Origin of the sequence: Candidatus Sysuiplasma acidicola, assembly GCA_019721035.1 — an archaeon.
Taxonomy (GTDB): domain Archaea; phylum Thermoplasmatota; class Thermoplasmata; order Sysuiplasmatales; family Sysuiplasmataceae; genus Sysuiplasma; species Sysuiplasma acidicola.
Window position 1 is genome coordinate 43,259 of the sequence record JAHEAA010000002.1, and the last position, 22,676, is coordinate 65,934.

At 51.1% G+C, this 22,676-nt stretch carries 24 protein-coding genes; 19 read left to right on the plus strand and 5 right to left on the minus strand.

The window, feature by feature from the left end; genetic code table 11:
• Positions 1 to 25 precede the first annotated feature (25 nt).
• Positions 26 to 739, minus strand: a complete 714-nt coding sequence (locus tag KIS30_01155; protein MBX8645356.1) for a hypothetical protein — start codon at positions 737 to 739, stop codon at positions 26 to 28.
• Between the two features lie 391 nt (positions 740 to 1,130).
• On the opposite strand from KIS30_01155, the gene KIS30_01160 reads away from it, so the two are divergent.
• The gene (locus KIS30_01160; GenBank protein MBX8645357.1) at positions 1,131 to 1,256 is read left to right on the plus strand and encodes a hypothetical protein; all 126 of its coding nucleotides are present in this window, start codon (positions 1,131 to 1,133) and stop codon (positions 1,254 to 1,256) included.
• 35 nt (positions 1,257 to 1,291) lie between these two features.
• Entirely contained in the window at positions 1,292 to 1,657 is a 366-nt protein-coding gene (locus KIS30_01165) for a cupin domain-containing protein (protein MBX8645358.1), read from the plus strand.
• Positions 1,658 to 1,666: 9 nt separating this feature from the next.
• On the opposite strand, the gene KIS30_01170 is transcribed toward KIS30_01165, so the two are convergent.
• On the minus strand, positions 1,667 to 2,173 hold the full coding sequence (locus KIS30_01170; protein MBX8645359.1) for an OsmC family protein: 507 nt from the start codon (positions 2,171 to 2,173) through the stop codon (positions 1,667 to 1,669).
• A gap of 554 nt (positions 2,174 to 2,727) precedes the next feature.
• On the opposite strand from KIS30_01170, the gene KIS30_01175 reads away from it, so the two are divergent.
• The 3 genes from KIS30_01175 to KIS30_01185 all read left to right on the plus strand — a co-directional run bounded on the left by KIS30_01175 (position 2,728) and on the right by KIS30_01185 (position 6,367).
• Positions 2,728 to 3,381, plus strand: a complete 654-nt coding sequence (locus KIS30_01175) for a cyclase family protein (protein ID MBX8645360.1) — start codon at positions 2,728 to 2,730, stop codon at positions 3,379 to 3,381.
• A 121-nt stretch (positions 3,382 to 3,502) separates the two neighbouring features.
• Complete coding sequence (locus KIS30_01180; protein MBX8645361.1) at positions 3,503 to 4,393, plus strand: cation diffusion facilitator family transporter; 891 nt, start codon at positions 3,503 to 3,505, stop codon at positions 4,391 to 4,393.
• Positions 4,394 to 4,921: 528 nt separating this feature from the next.
• The gene (locus KIS30_01185; protein MBX8645362.1) at positions 4,922 to 6,367 is read left to right on the plus strand and encodes an NADP-dependent isocitrate dehydrogenase; all 1,446 of its coding nucleotides are present in this window, start codon (positions 4,922 to 4,924) and stop codon (positions 6,365 to 6,367) included.
• 93 nt (positions 6,368 to 6,460) lie between these two features.
• Here KIS30_01185 and KIS30_01190 read toward each other — a convergent pair whose 3' ends face one another.
• On the minus strand, positions 6,461 to 7,078 hold the full coding sequence (locus tag KIS30_01190) for a hypothetical protein (GenBank protein ID MBX8645363.1): 618 nt from the start codon (positions 7,076 to 7,078) through the stop codon (positions 6,461 to 6,463).
• Between the two features lie 163 nt (positions 7,079 to 7,241).
• On the opposite strand from KIS30_01190, the gene KIS30_01195 reads away from it, so the two are divergent.
• Positions 7,242 to 7,811: a hypothetical protein gene (locus KIS30_01195; protein ID MBX8645364.1), complete on the plus strand. Its 570-nt coding sequence runs from the start codon at positions 7,242 to 7,244 to the stop codon at positions 7,809 to 7,811.
• An 8-nt stretch (positions 7,812 to 7,819) separates the two neighbouring features.
• Here the strand turns inward: KIS30_01195 and KIS30_01200 are convergent, their stop codons facing one another.
• Positions 7,820 to 8,266 (minus strand): hypothetical protein, encoded by a 447-nt coding sequence (locus KIS30_01200; GenBank protein ID MBX8645365.1) that lies wholly within the window; start codon positions 8,264 to 8,266, stop codon positions 7,820 to 7,822.
• Positions 8,267 to 8,505: 239 nt separating this feature from the next.
• Between KIS30_01200 and KIS30_01205 the strand changes: the two genes are divergently transcribed.
• Entirely contained in the window at positions 8,506 to 9,333 is an 828-nt protein-coding gene (locus KIS30_01205) for a methylated-DNA--[protein]-cysteine S-methyltransferase (protein ID MBX8645366.1), read from the plus strand.
• Complete coding sequence (locus KIS30_01210) at positions 9,299 to 10,273, plus strand: DMT family transporter (GenBank protein ID MBX8645367.1); 975 nt, start codon at positions 9,299 to 9,301, stop codon at positions 10,271 to 10,273. Before KIS30_01205 ends, KIS30_01210 begins: the two co-directional genes overlap by 35 nt.
• Before the next feature lie 94 nt (positions 10,274 to 10,367).
• On the opposite strand, the gene KIS30_01215 is transcribed toward KIS30_01210, so the two are convergent.
• Positions 10,368 to 11,714, minus strand: a complete 1,347-nt coding sequence (locus tag KIS30_01215) for a hypothetical protein (protein MBX8645368.1) — start codon at positions 11,712 to 11,714, stop codon at positions 10,368 to 10,370.
• Between the two features lie 464 nt (positions 11,715 to 12,178).
• Here KIS30_01215 and eif1A point away from each other — a divergent pair, with 464 nt between their 5' ends.
• The 11 genes from eif1A to KIS30_01270 all read left to right on the plus strand — a co-directional run bounded on the left by eif1A (position 12,179) and on the right by KIS30_01270 (position 22,519).
• Positions 12,179 to 12,502: a translation initiation factor eIF-1A gene (gene eif1A / locus KIS30_01220; GenBank protein MBX8645369.1), complete on the plus strand. Its 324-nt coding sequence runs from the start codon at positions 12,179 to 12,181 to the stop codon at positions 12,500 to 12,502.
• Between the two features lie 28 nt (positions 12,503 to 12,530).
• Positions 12,531 to 13,400, plus strand: a complete 870-nt coding sequence (locus KIS30_01225) for a serine protein kinase RIO (GenBank protein MBX8645370.1) — start codon at positions 12,531 to 12,533, stop codon at positions 13,398 to 13,400.
• Positions 13,378 to 13,956 carry a KH domain-containing protein gene (locus tag KIS30_01230; GenBank protein ID MBX8645371.1) on the plus strand — a complete coding sequence of 193 codons (579 nt, stop codon included), beginning with the start codon at positions 13,378 to 13,380 and terminating at the stop codon, positions 13,954 to 13,956. Before KIS30_01225 ends, KIS30_01230 begins: the two co-directional genes overlap by 23 nt.
• On the plus strand, positions 13,953 to 15,215 hold the full coding sequence (locus tag KIS30_01235) for a tRNA pseudouridine(54/55) synthase Pus10 (protein ID MBX8645372.1): 1,263 nt from the start codon (positions 13,953 to 13,955) through the stop codon (positions 15,213 to 15,215). The genes KIS30_01230 and KIS30_01235 overlap by 4 nt, the downstream gene beginning before the upstream one ends.
• Positions 15,209 to 15,502, plus strand: coding sequence for a 50S ribosomal protein L21e (locus KIS30_01240; protein MBX8645373.1), 294 nt, complete (start codon positions 15,209 to 15,211; stop codon positions 15,500 to 15,502). Before KIS30_01235 ends, KIS30_01240 begins: the two co-directional genes overlap by 7 nt.
• Positions 15,499 to 15,828: an RNA polymerase Rpb4 family protein gene (locus tag KIS30_01245; GenBank protein MBX8645374.1), complete on the plus strand. Its 330-nt coding sequence runs from the start codon at positions 15,499 to 15,501 to the stop codon at positions 15,826 to 15,828. The genes KIS30_01240 and KIS30_01245 overlap by 4 nt, the downstream gene beginning before the upstream one ends.
• Before the next feature lie 14 nt (positions 15,829 to 15,842).
• A complete protein-coding gene (locus KIS30_01250) occupies positions 15,843 to 16,391 on the plus strand; it encodes a DUF655 domain-containing protein (protein ID MBX8645375.1) in 549 nt (182 codons plus the stop codon).
• Positions 16,392 to 16,404: 13 nt separating this feature from the next.
• On the plus strand, positions 16,405 to 17,217 hold the full coding sequence (gene rsmA / locus KIS30_01255; protein MBX8645376.1) for a ribosomal RNA small subunit methyltransferase A: 813 nt from the start codon (positions 16,405 to 16,407) through the stop codon (positions 17,215 to 17,217).
• A 28-nt stretch (positions 17,218 to 17,245) separates the two neighbouring features.
• Positions 17,246 to 18,433: a redox-regulated ATPase YchF gene (locus KIS30_01260; GenBank protein ID MBX8645377.1), complete on the plus strand. Its 1,188-nt coding sequence runs from the start codon at positions 17,246 to 17,248 to the stop codon at positions 18,431 to 18,433.
• 101 nt (positions 18,434 to 18,534) lie between these two features.
• On the plus strand, positions 18,535 to 20,931 hold the full coding sequence (locus tag KIS30_01265) for a ribonuclease H-like domain-containing protein (GenBank protein ID MBX8645378.1): 2,397 nt from the start codon (positions 18,535 to 18,537) through the stop codon (positions 20,929 to 20,931).
• Between the two features lie 151 nt (positions 20,932 to 21,082).
• Complete coding sequence (locus KIS30_01270) at positions 21,083 to 22,519, plus strand: IS66 family transposase (protein ID MBX8645379.1); 1,437 nt, start codon at positions 21,083 to 21,085, stop codon at positions 22,517 to 22,519.
• Positions 22,520 to 22,676 lie beyond the last annotated feature (157 nt).

Genomic DNA, 22,676 nt, shown 5'->3' on the forward strand with positions numbered 1-22,676 from the left:
ACGCCCCGTCAGTCATGCCGCATCTCTACTGCAATATGTCTCGTTCGGCCATTGAACGGAGCAACGTTGCCTTTTGGACCAGCTCATCGCTCTCCAAATTGCCTATCTGAAATAACGAAGTCAGTTCGATATATGCTTCAGGCATGTCAAGGATTTCAACCATCTGCTCTTTAATCCATTTGTCATATGCGATGGGATAAGTTTTTCTGCTTATGAACAGAGCCTGTAGATACTCCCTTGACGCGTTAAGAAGCCTTTCGAGGCACTGAAAGTGTAATCCTCTCCCCTCATAGAGAGGGATATGCTCCAGATTGTTGAACATATATCGTTTCACTTCCGCAAGTCTACGCTTTCTGAGTGTTTCGTCGTAGTAGGGCAGAAAGACGTTGCCCAATGCCTCGAATCTGCCGCGCCTGTCATAAAGGAGATGTGAATAAACAAATGTGTTTCCTATCTCCAGTTCAAAATTGTCAGGACCTGATGTCCAGCCGCGTTTCACCGGCAGTAACTTGCCGTCGGTTAAGTTAAGGTCAAGGTGTGAAAATCTGCCCGCACCTTCCAGTTCTTTTAATTCACGCACATTCATGCAGGCTTCTCCTACTTCCTTTTCAAGATGCGAAGCATGTGCCATGTCATCTAGCAGGATTGTTATATCGACGCACGAATCTGTGGTGGCTCTGCCTCTGGCACAGGAACCAACTAACAAAATTGATTCCACATGCTGATTTACGCTGAACAATTCGACGAATTTTTCCGCAGCTTTACGATGTAGGTCTGAGGGGTATGCTACCACGTTATCTGTTATCCTTGTAACTTTACAGCTTTTTTAATATTGTGAGCTGCGAATCTGCTCTATTTAGGAAAAAGTGTTGAAACTGAAACGCTTTATGGCCCAATATGCTTCTACTGTCAAGCATGGGCGGTGACGGAACCGAACCCTGAAATGCGTATGGAGCTCGGTGTTCGCATAACCCGTAATGGTGGCACTAATGTTCCGATTTTATGGCGAATTTTCATCGTCAACCTGGGAGTAAGTCACGCGTTCGGATGCAGATGATTAGTAATGAGCGGAATTTCTGGTAAGAATGCAATAGTATCTACAGTGAGCCACAATCAGGCAAAGCATTCATATGAAGCGTTTCGGTGAGCCGGAGGATCTGGGACAGCAGATGGCATTTATAGGCTCTAAAGAATCTTCAGACATCACAGGAGCAAACATTCAGATCGACAGGGGAATAATTAAATTTCCGTTTTGATGTTATGATGAATCAAGTTGTTACAGAACGGTGGTATGGGCTTGGTTGTTAAGCTGGAAAAAGTCTCCTGGGATGGCGTGAAGCAGGACACACTCTCAGACATGATAACAAGGCAGATGGTTTACGGGGAAAAGGCAATGGTGGCAAGGATTTTTCTCAAAAAGGGGGCAGTGGTCCCCGCACACAAACACGAAAGCGAGCAGCTTACATGGATCATTAGCGGTGCCTTGGAGTTCACGATAGATGGCAAGAAACTGACGGTCATCGCAAATGAAGTTCTCAAGATTCCTTCCATGGTGGAGCATGCGGCTGTTGCGCTCGAGGACACATACGACGTGGACATATTCAGTCCTATACGGCTGGACTGGATAAACGGGGACGACGCATACATGAGAAAGTAGGATTTATGATCAGACCTCGAGAATCTCCGTCTCAATCGGATGTTCGACCGCAAACACTGCCGGGCATCTCTTTCTTGCGGCCGACACCTGCGTTCTTATGTCCCTGTCGGCGATGACTTCTATCTTGAGTTTCTTAATGATGGGTATGTCGTTTTCGACCACAATCGGTCCGATATCATACGACAGTGTGCCTTTAACCTTCAGTTCTTTGAGTTCGATTCCGTCCACGGCACACTGTATTGCTAGCGTGGATGTATAGCATGCAAGCACGCCATACAGCATGTAGGCAAGAGGTGAGGGTCTGACGCCCTTTCCTCCCAGCGGTGAAGGCTCGTCACAGCTGACCAAAAAATCAGAGTAATCTGTGTGGAGCGTGGCTGTGAACATCGGACTTCCGATGAGGCTGAATGTACCGACGACCTCTTTCTCTATGGGTATCGAGCCGTTGTTCGCTCTGGCTTTCCTGGACGTTTCCTCAATTATGTCAAGAGAAAGATTATTTGCAATGCGTGCCATGCTGTTCCCGCAAACTCATAATTGTGACCATACTAATAAATTGGCCAATCTTCGAGTGTGCCGGACAGGGTGGGACATGTTCGGGACAATACAGCATACTTTCCTTGAGATACTGTCCAGATGGTGTTGCCTGCACGGGTAAAGAGAGTGGATGCCGACCAGATTTAGACGTGCAGTATCAGCGATGCGATGAGAGGTGGACTTTTTAATATGAACTCAACCAGATGTTAAGCGTCGGTGCTCTACTCATTGCAACAGTCTGGCGGATGACGGCGGACGGCAGTCCCAGCGCGATTCTGAAGAACCTTTCGGCGGTTGTTTCTGCACATTCTGAAAGTAGCATACCCTGCGCAACATCCTTATGAAGAGACACCGGTATAAGGCTTCAATCAGATTGATGGCGGATAATGGCGGTCATAATTCTGGTCGATCTAAGGCTTCCAGGATAATACACCTAAAACAAACAGGTTATCGTCTGAGCGATTATGAACGGAGCTCAGTCGGGGAGATTGCCAACGAAACCAACAATTATCTAATCAGGCATACTCTACAACATGGAAATAAAGGGCATCGTTGACCTTACAAATGAAGTTCGCACGCACATGCCTATATGGCCCACCTCTCCATTGCCTGTAATCTCGCCGGTCGGAGTCTTGAGCAGAGATGGTTACAATTTCGAAACGATTTCCGCGGGCACGCATACAGGCACACATGTAGACGCGCCTTATCATTTTGATGAAAAGGGAAAAACAGTGGATAAGATAGAACTCAAGACGCTGGTGAGCGAGGGCTATTGCCTGAAGTTCACCCCGAAAGGCACGGAGATAACCGTATCTGATATGAGGGCCAAATGGAAGCCTGAGTATGACGGAAGGACGATTCTTTTCAACACAGGATGGAGCAAAAAGAGGGGTTTCACAAAGGAATTTTTGTATGATTTCCCGGGCCTCTCGCTCGACACAGTCGAGTTTATCGTAGATCACGGCATCAACGTTCTTGGAATCGACACGCTTAGCATGGACCCATTCGCGCATTCAAAGTTCGATGTCCACAGGGCTCTCCTGTCAAGGGGAAAGGTATTCCTGGAAGACCTTACGAATCTGGAGGCGCTCACCGAAGGCAAAAAATATCTGATAGCCGCACTGCCGCTGAAACTTCAGAACGCCAGCGGCTCAATGGCGCGTGTTATCGCGCTCGACGTTTTCTGAAGGATTCTGAACCCTGGGCTGTCGGTTGAGCCACTTGAATAGTGACATATGGCTGTAAAAATTGAATTTGTGCGCAGAGCTTTTAAGACGGAGCACATCACTCTTAAACCTGGTAACCGGTTTGGAAAAAAACAGAGCCGCCACCCTGTCACTGATAAGCAACAGTGCGCTCTCGGTTTCCAAGATTGCTGTGGGGATCATGACCGGCTCCGCGGCAGTATTCAGCGATGGAATTCATTCATTCACCGATGTTGCTGCATCTCTTTCGACTGCTGTTTCTGTCCGCGCTGCATCGAAACCCGCAGACTTCCACCACAGATTCGGGCACCAAAAGTTTGAAAATGTCTCGGGTGTCTTCGAATCTATTCTGTTGCTTGGTGCCGGCGTCGTTATTGTAGCAGAGGCTCTGGGGCGGATAGCCGTGGGTTACCGAATAACCGATATGTGGATTGCCATCGCGGTCATGATTGTGTCCGCCGTGGTGGATTTCTCTGTCGCCTTGCCGGTACGCAACGCATCGAAGAGAGCTGATTCAATAGCGCTGAGGGTGGACTATGCTCATATCGCGACAGATGCGCTGGCATCTGTCGGCGTAATCGTCGCACTCCTCCTGGTTCAACTGACCGGCAACATCTTTTTTGATACAGCTACTGCATTTATGATCGCGATAATAATGGGCTTCTCCGGCCTGTCATTGCTGCGCGAGTCCGGCGGACCGCTTGTGGATGTTAAAATATCTGACTCCGAGGAGGAACGTATCAGGGAAATTCTGCTGCGATATTCTGATACATGCGGTTACCACATGCTGCGAACCAGAAAGGCAGGCAACGTACGGTTTGTTGATTTTCATCTTACGTTCCCGCTCTCGATCACATTGCTTGAGGCCCATGACATATCCGACAGAATAGAAGCGGAATTGATGGCTGTGCTTCAGAACTGCAATCTCACCATACACATGGAACCCGTGGGCGTAGATTGTGAATCCGACGTGCATGATGGTAAGAAATCCTGACCCGGATACCGGCAACGCACTCGGGCCGATTCACGGTTGACTGCTGCCGTTCAATGTTCATGACCCGCTCGCTGTTTGTAACCTTTCTGTTAGCACACATCAATCTGAAGAGAATGCAACTGGAACTCGACCTCATGCCCGACCAAACAAGATCACTGATTGTTGCACCAAATCATGTCTTAATCTTTTCACCTGCTGTAGAGCAAAGAGGAGAAAAGGCAGTATGCCGTTCTTAGCCACAATTCCACCCCTCCTGGGAGTATTCAGCTTGTAAAGTTTTCCGACCTCGCCGTAGACGTTCATTACTTAGGATAGTTCCGCGCTCCTGTATCAAAAGTCCGAGAAAATGGAAAGGCATTATGTCGCAGGAATCAGGAGTTGTGTGCCGGGACGCATGCAACTCTGCGTCCTCTCCATGGAGTGGAATCGTTCATCTGTGGTCTTTGGCTCGTGCATCTCTTTGGCAGACAAGGTTTCATGAAGAAGAAGGAGTTTAACAGGCGAGCAAGCTGAATGAAGAATGATAACATGACGCAACGAACTTCGATCTCAGTAGCATATGGGGACGGCATTGGCCCGGAAATAATGAAGGCAACACTGGATGTGATTCAAGCTGCCGGCGCGAACATCGAAACCGAGATTGTTGAGATTGGTGAAAAGGTGTACCTGCGTGGCGTGGAAACAGGAATAGAGCCAAGTGTATGGGATTCTCTGCGACGCACCAAGGTATTTCTCAAGGCACCGATAACCACTCCACAGGGAGGTGGGTACAAAAGCCTTAACGTCACTATGAGGAAGGCTCTGGGATTGTACGCAAACGTTCGCCCGTGCGTGTCTTATCACCCATTTGTCCAAACCAGGCATCCGACAATGGATGTTGTCATTATTCGCGAAAACGAAGAGGACCTGTATGGCGGGATTGAACACAGGCAGACGAGTCAGGTGTATCAGTGTCTCAAGCTCATAACAAGACCGGGGTCAGAGAAGGTTATTCGTTACGCGTTTGAGTATGCCCGTGCTAACGGGCGCAAAAAAGTCACTTGTTTTGTCAAGGACAACATCATGAAGCTTACCGACGGACTTTTTCACAAGGTGTTCGACGAAATTGCCGTCGAGTATCCCGATATCAAGAATGAAACGTGGATTGTCGATATCGGTGCTGCCAAGCTTGCTGACGGTCCGGAAAACTTTGACGTGATCGTCATGCCGAATCTGTACGGCGACATACTGTCGGACGTGGCTGCGCAAATCGCAGGATCTGTCGGGCTGGCCGGTTCTGCCAATATTGGAGAGCAGTGCGCAATGTTTGAGGCCATTCACGGCTCTGCACCACGACGTGCCGGACAGAATGTTGCGAATCCGTCAGGATTGCTGCTCGCTGGAGTCATGATGCTGGCTCACATCGGTCAGCCGGACGTTGCAGCACGTGTGTACAATGCATGGCTGAAGACGATCGAGGATGGCATTCACACTTATGACATATTCACCGAAGGTGTCAGCAGACAGAAGGTCGGTACAAGTGAATTTGCCGAGGCCGTGATAAGTCGTCTGGGAGAAGTGCCCGTGACGCTTAAGCCAGCAACCTATGCCACATCGCAGTCCATGCATCTGTGGCAGGCAGGGAACCGGGACAATAAGCCTGAGAAGCGTCTGGTAGGTGTCGATGTATTTCTGGATTGGGAACGTGGCTCTCCGGACGATCTCGGCACAGCTCTCAGTCAGATATCGGGCGGCCCTCTGCATCTGCAGATCATAACGAATCGTGGCATAAAGGTCTGGCCGAACGGATTGCCGGAAACATTCTGTACGGATCACTGGCGGTGCAGGTTTACAGGAAACGGAGAGGAAGCAGTTCAACCCATCCAGGTGATAGAACTGCTCAGGCGTGTAATAGAGGCGGGTTTTGATAACATCAAGACGGAAAACCTCTATCTCTTTGATGGCAAACCGGGATTCTCTGCCGTGCACGGATAGGAACTCTCAGCATGATGGTTTCGGACCGAAGGGAAACAACGCTGAATTGACGTGCAGGGATACAACTACTTTCCGCGCCCTGTCTGCAGAATCCTATTCTGCAGTAATTTCTATCCTTCTTCTTCGCAGCTGCATCACCGTCATCCTGAATGTGTTCATGGAATCGAACACCAGCGTGACAGGTGCGCTTGCTCCTGCTAAAGACATGCTCAACGACTGCATACCGGAAGGCATCGTCGAAGTCTTGACGCTTTCTATGTTGCTATAATAGAAAACTTCATTTCTTCCCGCATTCCGCACGCCGAAACCCTTCGCGAAAAATCGAATTCCGATCGCATTTCTTCTTGCAATCGGTGACAGGAACATTATCGCGAAGAGGAACGGGATAAAATATATTGGAGGCAGTTTGGCGAAGTACTCGAGCAGTACGAAAGCTGCGAACGGGCCGAACGATACAATTGTGGGCAACCATCTGTGCAATCCCTTCTTGCTTTTTATCTCGATTGTCGAGCCCGAAAGCGCCTCTGCTGCAGACGTACCGGCCGGCGGAGAATACGCAGTCGTTTGCGTATTGCGTGCCGATACGCTGCTGGAATGCAGGGAAGACGATATCCCGAGCTGACTGTCGAGAAGATAGTAACCGCAATTGGAACAAATTGCAACCGAGCCCTTGTTCTTGTAACCGCAATGAGCGCAGACTGTCTTTGCCACGGAACATCAACAGTCAGGCAAGATATATATGAGTAATCCTTCCTCCGTCGCGTTCTCCGGGGAGGACGCCTCATCGGGAACGTCCATTCGCAGCACGTATCGGTGCGCCCGCTCCCTCTCATATGGCAAATGCCGATATATGCATGGAAACAATTGCCCCTGCATGGCAAAAGACAGAAAATTCTGCAGATTCAACCGCGGTGCGTCTACTACTGTCGGCGATGTAAAGGATGATCCAGTGCTCACTAGGGACATACCAGAAGGTGGGTTCTGCATATCTGTGTTTGTTGTGATCAGACAGCGCGGCAAACAGAAGAATGTGCTCTTCGGAAAAATCAATCCGTCGGCAGACTGGAAGAATATTGGTGCACTCGACGAAAAGAGGGTGGAATTGTTCAAGGACGGATGGATGCTGCCGTCATCCCACCTGATTGTCCACGAATCACCGGCTGATGCTGCAGAAAGAATATTGGACGAGCAGCTTGGAATGCCAGGACTCAAACTCAGGGAACCAATCGTTGTTTCTGAGACATATCGTTCTTCACTCAAGCCGGAGGGACCGGAACACTGGGACATCCATCTCATATTCAACGGCACAATCAGCGGGAGCCGCCTGCTGCCGACCAATGCATGGTCGGAACTCAAGTTCATCAATACGGCAGGTACATCTGCGCGCAAGGTTGTACGCAACCACATGGACATCGTGCGATTCTCGTCCCGGGCGGGTAAATAAGCTTCAGCTCATGCCGCCTGCTTGAAATAGGCCACAACGCGCGGTCTTGTCAGGTATATGAGCAGCACTATGCCTATGACGGTTCCGAGCGGGAAGGAGATGAGTTCAAGCACCGCGAGAATCATGACCAGTATGCGAGCCCAGTTTCTCCCTGTCAGCAGCGCAGCGCCGAATATTATTTCCAGCAGCGAAATGGCTATGAGGCCGAGACCCAGCACACCAAACGGCGTGACAGAAAGCAACGTCGCTATGGCCGATGAGAATATCAGCGATCCCGCTCCGGCAAGTACCTGGAGTATTCCAAGGATCGTGACGCCAGTCGGTCGCCGTATTCGTGCGGGTGGATAATCGACAAACCTGGTGGATCCACAGGCATGGCAGTATGTCGTACCACGGTCCTCGGCGGTGCCACAGGTCGCGCAGTAATATCTCGGGGAGGCTATTTGGTTTGCCATGGCGTTTCCATCGATCAGTCCGTGTTAAAATGGATGCTATCTGGTTATCACATTGATTATTCAGTTGCGCATTTCCGGTCGCCGATTGCGTCAGGCCGCGGAGCAAGATTCAGACAAAACAACTATGATATGGGCATTGCTGGGGGATGTGAAATATGTACTGTTACGGCAGAAATGTGTGCGGAGATTCGTCGCGTGCTGCGCTGTGCTTGGAACGACTTACGGGCGGTGCGGGCTGATTGATGAACAAGAGTGAAACGGTTGAAAAATTGTGCGATTATATTCGCAGGAACGCTTCGTCAGAGATGTCTCTGTCGAGTCTGGGCAAGCATTTCAAATTGAGCCCGTTCACCATACAGAAGATGTTCAAGGAGATTATGGGCATCTCTCCAAGGAAATATATCGAGGAGTGCCGCATAGTCCTGCTGAAGAAGCATCTCAAAAACGGAGAACCGATTCCCGCTGCCATATACAAGTCAGGATATAACTCTCAGAGCTGGCTTTATGTCGATTCGACTTCGAAGCTTGGCATGACGCCGTCATGCTACAGGAAAGGAGGAGAGGGGGTCCATATACGCTATATGACGGCAAAGTGCAGACTCGGTCGTCTGCTCGTCGCGGAGACAGAGCACGGGATATGTGCAGTCAGCATAGCAGACGGCGAGCAGCAGTTGATTTCAACACTTCGCAACGAATATCCGAAGGCAGAAGTCACCAGATCAGAGAAGGTGAGGGACCGCCTGAATGCTGTTCTCGATTATTTCGATGGTCAGTTGCTGAACTTGCCTGTTGATATTGGAGGAACGGACTTCCAGCGGAGGGTATGGGCTGCCCTGCTCACCATACCATACGGTGAGACGCGAACATACAGCGACGTGGCGGAAATGATAGGCATGCCTCTCGCTCACAGGGCGGTTGCAAACGCATGCGCGGCGAATCCGGTTCCACTCATCGTTCCGTGCCATAGGGTCGTAAGGAAAGACGGGCAGATTGGGGGATATGCCCTCGGTCCGGAAAGGAAGAGCTATCTGCTTGAGCACGAACGTGACCGAAGGAGCCCTGGTTAGGTTGTCTGCGGAGGCGAAATTGACGGTGCCGTCCGCTGTTACGGCTCGGACGGCGCGGACAGGCAGAAAGCAAAGAATCGAGGCGTATTCTCTTCTCGTTCTGCTGGGTATAATCTGGGGAATGGCATTTGTGGCGCTGAAAGTGATGGAAACCTACCTTTCGCCGGTGAACATGACGCTTCTGAGGTGGCTTATAGCATGTGCCGCATTTATCGCACTCGCTCCTGTGGCGGGCAGGCTGAAGACAAGATTCAACATCAGGGATCTTCCAAGATTCCTGATAGTCGCCTTCACTCTAGTGGTGTGTTACAATCTCGCCCTGAATTTCTCGGAGAAAATAATATCCGCAGGTCTCGCGGGCCTCCTTGTTGCCCTGGGTCCTGTGTTCCTGATCATCCTCTCCTATGTCTTCACCGGAGAAGAACGCAGACGTGAAGTGGTGCTTGCAATGGTACTCGCCTTTTCGGGCGCTCTTATACTCTCATTTGGAGCTGAAGGCGGCGGAAGCGATTCAATCATAGGGGTGATGGAAGCGGTAGGATCGGCGCTTTCATTTGCCGTATATGCACTTCTGTCGAAACCGCTTGTAACGAAGTACGGCGCCAGGCCGCTGACGATATGGACAGGCATTGCCGGAACTGCCATGCTTCTTCCTCTTCTGTCGTCAAGTTTCTTCAGTCATGTGCAGGCGATGCCGCCCGCTGGATGGATGGCTATACTGTACCTTTCTTTGCTAAGCTCGGTAGTAGGCTATATGCTGTTCTATATGCTGCTTGACCGTGGCCTCATCTCAAGGCTTTCGATACAGCTCTATCTCGTGCCGGTTGTAAGCGTGATTGGCGGAACAGTACTGCTCTCGGAGCCTGTTACCGTTTACACAATTGGAGGAGGCGGCATGCTTCTGTCGGCGATAGCGCTCTCCTCCAGAAAGCGGAAATGAGTTTCCGCGATTCTGCCTCATCTAACGTCCACAGGGCGCATATGAGTCAAGACCGTAAAAACCGGATGAAAAAGGTTTGCCGGATGATCCTCGCTCAGCCCGTCTGCACGTATCCTGCTGTGCTGTCGCTGTAGTATGCGAAACTCCAAGTCGGCGGAGCGTTCAGTATGAACGGAATCATGTAGCTTGCATTCAGCGGTATCAACGAAGCGGTGCTTCCGTACTCGATGTTGTAAAGGCTTCCGTTGAAGTAGTAGTCGCTTATCGGATAGCTCGAGAAAGGCTGGAATTCAAGCTGCGTATACGTGCTGTAGAACGCCGTGCCGTTGTATGGTATCGTTGCATTCCAGTACTTGTATTGGGCAGGAGCATTCTGGTCGATAATCTGGAAAAAGAGGCTGTTGTTTGACGGCTGGTCTATGATGCTGAGTGTCAGCACTGATCCTGCCGGTGTCGGAAAGCCCGGCTGGATGCTTGGATTGCTGGAGTTAAGGAAGTAGTGAGCTATGCAGTTGACGCCCGGGACATACCACGGAGAGATGTATCCGTTCGGATTGATATCGACACCCAGCTGGAAGAAACCCACGCAGCTGGAGCGCGTGGTGCCGTAATAGTTCATTGCGTTAATCTGGAAGCTGAGCACACCTGTTTCAGGCACATTCCAGCTGTTCAGAACCATGTTAGCACGAAGAACGGTGAAGGCCGGCAGAATGTTGACCAGAAGGCCAGACCCTTGCCCGTAGCCTTCCATGGGGTTGTATCCCGGTATGTTTATGGGAATCTCGTAGCTAGTCAGGACGATGTCGGTGAAGTATGACGATGATGTAGTCGAACCTGCGACTGCGATTTCTATGCCGGTGTAACTGTATGCGGCAGGAGTGCTCAGGTTAAAGAAGTACGAGCTTGAGCCATCAACGAACAACTGCATTGTCCAGGAATACGACGTTGGCGTGCTCGTGTTGAGAACGATTGCCGTAACGTATACCCATCCGTCAGGATATACAGACTGGGGTATCGGCGCAGCCACCGGTCGGAGGCTGTTGAAACTCTGGCCTGCATAAACAACTGTCCCGCTCACCCCGACGGCGGCTACCTGACTGCCTGAAGCGCCTTGAATACCGAACATAGCCATTCCATTGCCCGCATAGATGGCGACCTGGAATGAAATAAGCTGGTCACCCTGAACGACTCCTTTTGAATCGGAGAGCAGACTGCCTGATTTCACTTTCAGTACATTTTCACCATAATAATTTGGCCTGTCGGTAAGCCTGGCACTTCCAGACAGCAGATTCCAGCCATAGCTGCCGTATGTCGTTCCCCTTGCAAATGTCGACACAAGGGCGAAAGCTCCCGTTGTTGAGGCGGCGGGTGCCATCCTTTCCTCCATTGTGGCCTGGTGACTTCCCGGTTGTGCGTACGCAGGGACCAGGGATGCGATCATGAACATTACCACACATATACACAGAATCCCCCTGATTTTCTGCATGAGCCAGCAAACAGCACTCGCGTATTTAATCAAGACGCGTGTCGCGATACGGAATTTTCTCGTGCGCCTGATTTGAACCGGACTCCGCGCCTGTTCATTGACGCTCTGATCCACTGTTCAGAATTCGGTCCAATGGCATGAAGGCCGCAAGGAAAAACGGAAAATCGGCGCTGAAAGGGCAGGCCATAAACGTTTTGGCCCTTCAATTTGTACTCTCATCCCGTTTCTATTTCCCAGCCGAATATGCGTCCCGTTGCTTCGTTGCCGGCTCTTTTCGAATGTGACGACCTGTTTTTAAGCACAACCTTTTTAATCGTATCCCTCTTACTTAAAAATGACGAACAGAAAAGCGGAGATAATATTTGAGCATTAAAAGTAACAGAGAAAGACAGGCGAGATTCGAGAGCAGAGCGGAGTCGGTGGTTGAGGGCGAGGAGGGCACCGACAATTATATGCGTGTCCCGCTTCCCAGGAGGAAGCAGGGCGAAATGCTGGCCGTAGCCGATCAGCTACTCGGAGGTTCCCGGATAAAGGTCCAGTGTGCCGACGGAAAAGCAAGGATGGGACGCATTCCCGGCAAGATCAAGAAGAAGATGTGGATCCGTGAAGGAGATCTGGTCATAGTCAAACCGTGGGATTTCCAGGAAGATAAAGCAGATATACTGTACCGTTACACCAAGACTCAGTCGTCGTATCTAAGCAGAAGGAATCTCATACCATCCGGCATCAACATTTTCACATGATGCTTATAAGAGGCTGTCTTTCTTCAATGTGGCATACGCGGCATCGGGTGACGGCATAGGCTGTTTGCCGGAAGCGATGCCGCTGTCCGAACCGGGTGCAGAGACAATGGTAAATGCCAAGGAAGACAGGTACGAAAGGATGCTCGAACCGCTCAAGAAGCGTATCAAGGGAGCGGATGATAGAAAAGTCTACGATCAGTTCTTCGACAGCCGTACTCTCATGCACATTTATTCGCTCATGAAGGCAGGCATCATCAATACGGTCGACTTTCCAGTAGCCACCGGGAAGGAAGGCGGTGTTTTCAAGTGCACGGCACCCAACGGCTCGGCTCTTGCAATGAAAGTGTACAGGATATCAAATGCAACTTTCAGATCTCTGTCAACATATATCGCCGGCGATGAACGATTCCGCGGGATAACCGGCAACTTTGGCAAAACCATAACCGCCTGGGTGGACCGAGAATTCGTCAATCTGTCGAGACTCAACAGCACTGGCCTGTTCGTGCCGTTCCCTGTCGCTCATCGTGGAAACGTCCTCGTCATGTCCTACCTGGGGAATGAGAGCGGGCCTGCGCCCCTGTTGAAGGATTATGCTTTAACCTCAGATGAAGCAAAGATATTTTACGCTGAATTGCTCAGCTTCGTTTCAGGGGCATTCATGGACGCGAAACTTGTTCACTGCGATCTCAGTCAATATAATGTCATGGTTTTTGACGGGCGTACATACGTCATAGATTGCAGTCAGGGCATCACCACAAGGCACCCGGAGTGCATGAAATATCTGAAAAGGGATGTTGACAACATAAACAGATTTTTCAGATCAAAGGATGTGAAGGTGATTGCGGTGGAGGATATCATGCGCAGCCTGGCAGGCGGTGAGAGAATTGCAGTATCTTAGGGTACCGCAGGAGCGTATAGGGGTATTGCTTGGAAAACAGGGTGCGTTGAAAAAGAGGATCGAGTCGGAAACGGGGGTCCGAATCAACATTGACTCAGGGGAAGGCTATGTGGAGGTTGATGGCAGCGCTGCGAGGGATCCGGTGATGGAACTCAAAGTATCGTCATACGTGACTGCAATATCAAGGGGTTTTTCGCCCGAAAGAGCCGAACGTCTTCTTGGCGAAGACATATTCTTCGACATTGTCGACATATCAGATTACGCCGGCGGCGGCAAGAAAAGGCTGCAGCGGATGAGAGGCAGAGTCATAGGCAAGGATGGCAGGGCTAGAAAAATGATTGAGAATCTCACCGAAACGATGATCTCAGTTCACGGCGATACGGTAGGAATTATAGGCGATCAGCTGGAACTCCAACTTGCGAAATCGGGAATAGATATGCTGCTCAGGGGAAGCGAGCATTCAGCTGTTTTTCATTTTCTCGAGGGCAGGAGACGAGAATTGAAGATCAAAGAGCTGGCCTATTCCAGGGAGCCTGAATGGCGGGAGAGTGAGTGAACCTGGAAAGGGGAAGCAGCAGGATCGCGCCTCCGTTCAATCAGACGATTGGAAGGGTCAAGACAGGTGATCCGAATCCTGAAAGATGCATCTGTGATGCGTGTGCCCTGAGGATTGTTGGAATTCGGTCGGACGAGAAGGAGCATGCAGCATTGACACTTCCGTCTGGTTACCGCCTCGTGCCAGAAGACGATGACAGCTGCACCGTGTGTGGCGGGCTGCTCAAGAGGCTTGAACCGGCTTCCAGGCTGCCGCTTGCTGAACTCTCCGCGTGGGAGTTCAGCACATTCTGGGTCGGCACTAAAGTGGAATTCGGTCTTCTCGCGAGGGAGCAGGAAGTGGCCGCTGATTTCGGCATAGTTCCTGCTCGATCGATAAAGGTCGATATAAACAGACGCATCGGGCTGCTCATTGCATCGGCCACTGGTAAGGAGGCACGGCTGGAGAACCCGGACATGCTGATCATTATAGATATTGCCTTCCTGGCATTCGAACTGGAACCGGCACCGCTCTTCATCTACGGGAGGTATACTAAGCTGGCCAGGGGCATCCCACAGACAAAGTGGCCATGCAGGAAATGTCACGGAAAGGGATGCAGTTACTGTGATTTCAAAGGGCGTATGTATGAGACGAGCGTTGAAGAAATAGTTGCTGCTCCTGCCATGCGAACTGCTTCCGCTGCATCACATTCATTTCATGGCATGGGAAGAGAAGACATAGATGCGCTTATGCTCGGAGAGGGCAGGCCCTTCATACTACAGCTGGACAGACCGCACAGGAGATCGTTCAGCCTGACGATATTGTGCGAACAGATCAATATAGAAGGCGAGGGCATCGTGCATGTCTCCGATCTCAGGTTTTCGAATCGCGAGGAAGTAAGGAATCTGAAGGCTGCAGCGCCGCACAAGGCATATGTCGCACGTTTTACCACGTTGGGCAAAGTTAATAAAGAGAAACTGGTTGAGGTGCTTTCCAGACTTAGCGGAACAACCCTTTCACAACGTACACCACTGAGGGTGGCTCATCGTAGGGCCGACCTTGTGAGGATGAGGACGATTGTCGAATGCAGGCTGTTAGAGTATGATGGTCAGACTGCTTCGGTCGAGATAATCGCCGAATCTGGAACGTATATAAAGGAGTTCGTGACAGGAGATGGCGGCAGAACTGTGCCAAGCATATCCGAATCTCTTGGGACGGGCTGCACCGTTATTTCGTTGGATGTGATGAAAATAGAAACAGGAGCTGGTGACGCATGGTAAAAGCATCAAAGGGTCTCAGGAGGAGATCCAGGAACATACTCAGAAAGAGCCCGAGGACGAGGGGCATACCACCAGTCGCGAGGATTATAAGGAAATTTGAAGAAGGGGACAGCGTCTCAATAAAGGTGGAGCCGAGCATCAAGGACGGTGCTCCTCACATAAGGTTCCAGGGACGAACGGGAAAGATCGTTGGAATCCAGGGACGCGCCTACAAGATACTCATATATGACGGCGGAAAGCAGAAAATTATATTATCAGATGCCGTTCATCTTACCAAGGCTGAGTGAACTACATGTCGGCAGGTCGTTACGTGACGCTCGCAGAGGTAAAGCAGCTTCTGTCGAAGGAAGAGAAAAACAGAGAGCTTACCCAGGAGCAGAAGGTCGCGTACGAACATGCGCAGAGATTCGCCAGGCTTGATGTGGATTCTGCAAAGAAACTTCACAAAGACCTCACTGAAATAGGTGTTGGCAGCGAACAGAACATCGTCAAGATTATAGATCTATTGCCGTCAGTGCCCGAGGACGTGAGACTCATCTTTTCAAAAGAGCGCCTGACGCCTGAAAAGAAGCAGATAGAACAGATTATCGAAGCCGTTCGAAAGTATATGTAGGCTGGTGATTGACCTTGGAAGACTTCGCCTATATACTTGATTATCTGCCACAGGGCTCTCCATCAGAGAGGGGCTTCAAGCATGAGCCTACCAGTTATGCCATAGGCTCAGAGGAATTCAAGCTATTCGAACTTGTGCCGAGACCCGGCGTCGTGACGTCACCAGGCGACAGGGTGTACATCGGAAAAGAGATGGACAAAAGGGAACATATCGCGCATGTCAAGAGACGCCTTTCTTTTGAGGAGCTTACCTCCAACAGCCAGTCAGAACTCCCGCATACGCTTGAGCGCATAGTACTGGACAACGAATCCAGATTCATACGTTTTTTCAACGAAGCTCAGCCGATAACCACAAGGCTTCACACGCTGGAGCTGCTTCCGGGTCTTGGAAAGAAGAGCATGTGGTCAATCATCGAGGAGCGTAAAAAGGAGAAATTCAGGGACTTTGCGGATCTGCAGCAGCGCGTACCTACTGTTCACAGCCCTGCAAAGATAATTGCGAAACGGATAACAGACGAACTGTCCAATCACGAGCAGAAGTACAGGATTTTCGTGGCCAGATGAAGGTGAATCACCCTTGTCTGCAGGCGAAATAAGACAGTCTCTGATGGAAATCGGGCTCTATCCGCGTAAAAAGCTTGGTCAGACCTTCCTCGCCGATGACAACATAGCAGACAGGGAGATCGCTGCCGCCGCCATCACGCGCAGGGAAACAGTTCTGGAGATAGGACCGGGTCTCGGTGTTCTCACGACGAGGCTATGCGAAGTGGCGCGTAAGGTCATAGCCATCGAAACGGACGATCGTCTGGTCTTCCACCTGAATCAACTGCTTGCAAACCGGGCCGAAGTGATACACGGAGATGCCATGGAAGTCGAACTTCCGCGCTTCGATGTTGCTGTCGGGAATCTTCCATATTCTGTTGCTTCCCAACTCATATTCAGGCTCTCTGACGCGGGCATGAAGAGGGGGCTCTTTATGATACAGCGGGAAATGGCGGAAAGAGTGGTGGCCCCACCGTACACTGCTGAATACTCAAGGATGGCGGCCGTGCTGCAACGATCCTATGCTGTAAAGCTGCTGTTTAACGTCGGCCATTCACACTTCTACCCTCAGCCTGATGTCGACTCATCTGTGCTGCTGTTCAGGAAAAGAAAGGGCGTAAAGAAGTGGCCGGAGTACGAGAGGGCGGCCGCTATCCTGTTCTCGCAGCGCAGGAAGATGATGGCATCCATACTCCGAAAGGCGCTGCCGGTTGATAGCACGCTCGATCTGAAATCCATGCCATACGGCTCAAGCCGGATTGAGGAACTCACTGTGGCGAAAATTGAAAAGGTTGTTTCATGGCTGCTGACTGATGCAGCCGCGTCGAGGATGCTGCGAAACCAATAAGAGAGGCATGCCGATAAGTCTGAACACCATGCAGATAGGCATAGTGGGAAAACCGAACGTGGGCAAGAGCACATTCTTTTCTGCCGCAACACAGTCGAATGTCGAGATGGCCCCTTACCCGTTCACGACAATAAAGGCGAACCGCGGCATAGGATATGTCCGTGGCAGGTGCCCGGAGGCGGATTTCGGCGTAAAGTGCAATCCCAACAATGCATCCTGCGTGGACGGAACCAGATTCATTCCAGTGGAACTCCTCGATGTTGCGGGTCTTGTTCCGGACGCCTGGAAAGGGAAGGGCCTCGGAAATGCATTTCTCGATGAGCTGAGACAGGCCGATGCGCTCATACATGTTGTCGATGCGAGCGGCGGAACAGACGCCGACGGCAATCAGGTACCAGTGGGGACAAGGGATCCTGTGGATGACGTCCGCTTCCTCGAGCGTGAACTGACGATGTGGATAAAGAGCATACTGGATAAAAATTTTCAGAAGACTGCGAAAAAGATACATCTTGAAGGACTGAAAGTCGAGGCGATGCTCCAGGAGAGACTCAGCGGGCTCGGAGTCACACAGGGAGACATATCAGCTGCCATGCGCGCCACCAATCCTGGTGCGGATCCTTCTCTCTGGTCCGACGCTGATCTGCTTAGGCTCTCCGATGCAATCAGGAAGATAAGCAAGCCAATGATTATAGTGGCAAACAAGGCCGACATTGCACCGGATGAGAACATCAGGCGGCTCAGGGAAGCCTCCGGTTATGAGATTGTGCCATGTGCTGCAGAGTATGAACTTGCCCTGAGACGTGCGTCTAAGGCCGGGGCCATAGCATACAGGCCGGGTGACAGCGCTTTCAAAATACTCTCTTCATCACTCAATGAAAAACAGCAGAACGCGCTGGGCCGGATAAGTTCCTTCCTGTCGCACAGTGATACGGGTGTCCAGAGGGCACTTGAAGTGGCGGCGTTCGAGCTACTTTCGCTTGTTTCTGTTTACCCGGTCGAGGATGAGAATGCGCTTACGAACCACGATGGTATGGTGCTTCCGGATGCATTCCTTCTGAGGAAGGGAAGCGGCCCGCAGGATCTTGCATACAGGATCCACACTGACATTGGCAGGAATTACATAACGGCAGTCAACGCGAGAACAAAAAAACCAGTCGGACACGATTACGAAATCAAAGATGGCGATGTCATAAAAATTGTTGCGAAGAGAAGCTGAAATCTGCAGCTGCCGGCTCGCGGCAGCCTCGATGATCATGCGGCTGAACCGCCTATCCCGTCCAAGAAAGCTTAATGAGGATCATCACTTTTGTTAAAGCGATGGAAGAAAGCGGATTCTGGGACATGCGCCTTCTGACAGCCACGTACAAGAGGGGTCCGGAAGACAGCATAACTGTTGAGCTGTACGGCAAGACAAGGGAGGGTAAATCCGCCGTGGCACGTTATTCGGCATTCAGGCCCTACTTTCAATTCATCGGCGATATTGAAAAAGTCAGGAGATTTCTCGCAACGCGCAATGACGTCATAGATATAAAGGAGGCTGAATTTTTCAACGCGGGCGAAACGGCGCGCGGCGGTATCGTTACGGTAAAATTTCCGTGGACGGTGCCGGATTTCCGGTCGATGCTCAGGGACATCGTCGAAGTGCGCGCAGCCGATATACCATTTGCACACAGATTCATCTATGACAAAGACATAGCATCCTGTTGCAGAGTGAGAGGAAGACAGGCGGACACTAGGCTGAGGGCCGCTTATTCTTGCGATATTGTCATTGAGGCGGAAAGTTTCGAAGAAACGCAGGACTTCATGCCCGAACTCAAGGTTCTGAGCTTCGACATCGAAACCAGCATCAAGAACGGAAACATCTGGTGCATTTGCCTTGCATACAGGGAAAACGGTTCCATCGTCACGGAGCAAATAGATGAGGACGACGAGAAAAAAATGCTTCTGCGATTTTTTGAGAGCATAAGGCGCATTGACCCGGACGTACTGACGGGCTACAACATCGACGGCTTCGACATACCGAAGATCGATGAACGCAGCGGGAAACACAAGATCGAGCGGAGGGCGTGGGGAAGGGACGGAGACAATGTCCGTCAGGTGAGCAACAGGTTCTGGAGATGTAATGGCAGAATCGTCGCAGACGCATGGTGGCACATGAAGAAGCATTTTCATCCGAAGCAGGAAACGCTGAACGCTGTTTCGAGAGAACTGCTCAATGAGGAGAAACTCGACGTAGACAGGCTCAGGATTGACGAGGAGTGGAAAACGAACAGGAAACGCGTCCTGGAATACTGCGCAAAGGACGCAGATCTGGCGTTGCGCATACTAGAAAAAACCAGAGTGCTCACGAGGGGAATGGATATGGCCACTGTGTCGAAGCTGCCGCTCGATGATTCTCTCAATAGCGGCGCGTCACAGCTTGTCGATTCGCTGCTAATCAGAGCGGCGGACAGGGAGCACATAGCTACCCCGATGACAGCAAGGTGGCAGGACTCGGAAGAGGGAAGCATCGAGGGCGGCTATGTGCACAGCATTGCCCCGGGACTGTACCACTGGGTCGGCGTGCTGGATTTCAAGAGCATGTACCCTTCGCTCATCATTGCGAAGAACATATGCTTTACGACATTGAGCCAGAACGGCACGATCGTCAGCCCGACCGGCGTCAGGTTCCTTTCTACGGACATCAGAAAAGGCGTCATACCCGCCCTGCTCAGCAACCTCATGGATCAGAGGGACAACATAAAGTCCAGAATGAAGGCGACAACATCACAGGAGGAATATGCCTATCTCGACGGTCTCCAGCAGGCGGTGAAGATACTCATGAACTCGTTTTACGGCGTACTCGCATCTTCGTTCTATCGCTTCACCAACGTGGCGATTGGCGGGAGCATCACCGCCTTTGCAAGAGAGACGACCAAGGGTGTAATAAAACAGCTCGAGGACGACGGCTTCGCAGTGATTTACAGCGACACAGATTCAGTGTTTTTCAAGAGCCCTGTAGACAACCTCGACGGCACAATTGCACTGGGGAAGCAGCTGAGCGAAAGATTCTCCAGCCAGGGCGTCACGCTGGAATTCGAGGAGGTGATGGAGCCGCTGTTCTCCCATGGGAAGAAGAAGAGATATGTCGGAAGGCTCGTCTGGCCAGAAGAGGGACTGATTGTCAGAGGTTACGAGATCAGGCGGACAGATTCGTTCGATTACCAGAGTGAGAGCCTTTCCGCCGTCTTCGAAGAGATACTGAAGGGAAACACCGAGGGTGCAGTGAAGCTTTCCAGAAAGCTGGTGAGCGACGTGCTCAGCGGCTCGGTTTCGAAGGAGAAGCTTGTCATATCCAGATCATGCAGACCGTTTTCGGAATACAAGGATGAAGCGACACAGGTGCCAGTACAGACAGCCAAGAAACTCATTGCAATGGGAGAGGAGTTTATTCCCGGCATGAAGGTTTCATGGATCGTGGTGAACAGCCGCAAGTCTCCGCAGCAGGTTGAGCCATATATCCCGGGAAGGGAATTCAATTTCACTCCCGACTATACATACTATGCGATGCGCGTCGCACAGACGCTGTCCAGAGTGACGGAAGTTTTTGGAATGGATGAGGACAGTCTGTTGAGCGGGTCAAAGCAGTCGACACTGTTCGACGAGGTCCGCACGGAAAGGACGATATCCGGCAGCAGAACGGCTTCTAAAGTCAAACTAGAGGACTTTCTATGAATCCGCCTGTCTGACGGCGGCTCCGCGTTTTACTGCACATGCAAATCGATTGTAGTAACTGGTCAGTCTTATGAAAAGAGCCTAATGAAAGTGTTGTTTTCATTGAATTGACCGAAAGTTTTTTCGGGTAGGATCGCCATACACCCCTCTGATGAACCGGATTCTGAACGAAGAATTTGCAGGCAGGATTGAATTCCTTCTCTCCGCCGATGAGAAGAAGTTGAGACTCTCGCAGGATGCGAGACAGGAACTTCTCAGGAAGTTCCGTGAAATGATCGAGATGATCAGGAAGCTGGAGAAGGAGAATCAGAGACTCAAGGAGGATCTGAAGAAGGTACGTGACGATTACGAAGAGTACAGGCACCGCCATCCAGAGACAGTCGGCGTGAAGAACGGCAAGGCATACGCCATACCTGAGAACGCAAAGGATGAAGGCGAAGGCGGGAACGGGACCGGCAGGAAGCCGGGCGCTCAGCCCGGCCACAAACCGTTCTTCAGGGAAAAGCCGGCACCGGACTGGACGGAGGAACTGCCTGTCGATGTGTGTCCCGACTGCGGAAGCGGCGAACTCGGCGCGCCTTCACTGCGTGCAAGGACAGTGGAGGGCATCACACTGCCGGTGCACTTTGCAGTGGAGTATCTCATTCAGCGCAGATGGTGCGGCACATGCCGCACTTTTGTCGAGTCCGATGTGCCCGATGTACTGCCAGGGTCCAGGATTGACCTGAGGACGATGCTCGTCATGACATACATGCGCATCGCACTCAGGCTTCCGGTGCAGTCCGTCGCAGAGGCGATGCAGCGACTCTTCTCATTCCATGTCTCAGAAGGCGAAATCATAGGCGTGGAGAGGAAACTCGCTGACGCGTTCACAGACTACTACGAACAGCTGCTCGGGGACATACGCAATGCGCCTGTCCGCCACATGGACGAAACCACATGGCGTGTCGACGGCGAGAACAGCTGGTTATGGGCATTCGTCACAAAGTGGACCGTTGTCTATGCAATAAGGAAGAGCAGGAGTCATGAGGTGCCGCTCAACATACTCGCAGAACATGTTGCCGGCATCAACATCACTGACCGTTACAGGGCATACGACACGCTCGCCGCAAAGACGGGCGACCTGCAGTCATACTGCTGGTCGCATGTTCTCGGCGATGCGAAGGAACTGGCGGAGTTCTACGGCGAGGAGGGAAAGCGCATACACGACACGCTCCATTCCATACATGAAGATGCAGCGAAACTGAAACACATGGGAAATGAATATGATGTCGAGGCATTCGTATCGAGACTGAAAACACTCGACGTGCCGTACAAATCGGCACAGTGTGCCAGGTTCGTGAAGAACCTCATAGCAGACAGGGAAAAGCTGTTCCTGTTCGTCGAACTGGACATAGAGAGCACGAACAACCGTGCCGAGAGGGCAATAAGACCGGTTGTCATCTCGAGGAAGATATCTGGAGGCAGCCGCTCAGACAGCGGCGCCACCATGTTCGAGAAACTCGCGAGTATCGTACAGACGATGAAGCTCAGGGATCTCAATTTCCTCACAGACGGCATGAGAATACTGCGGACATCACACGGGTGAATGCCGCAACATACATTCTGACGGCGGGCGGCCGAATAATATTCGGAAACTCATGTCACTGTACACAAGACTGAATAGTTACTTTGTGCCAAAAAAGCGATATATACGCTCGATAATATATCACACTCGAGTCGAATACATGAGCATGCAACTGGAG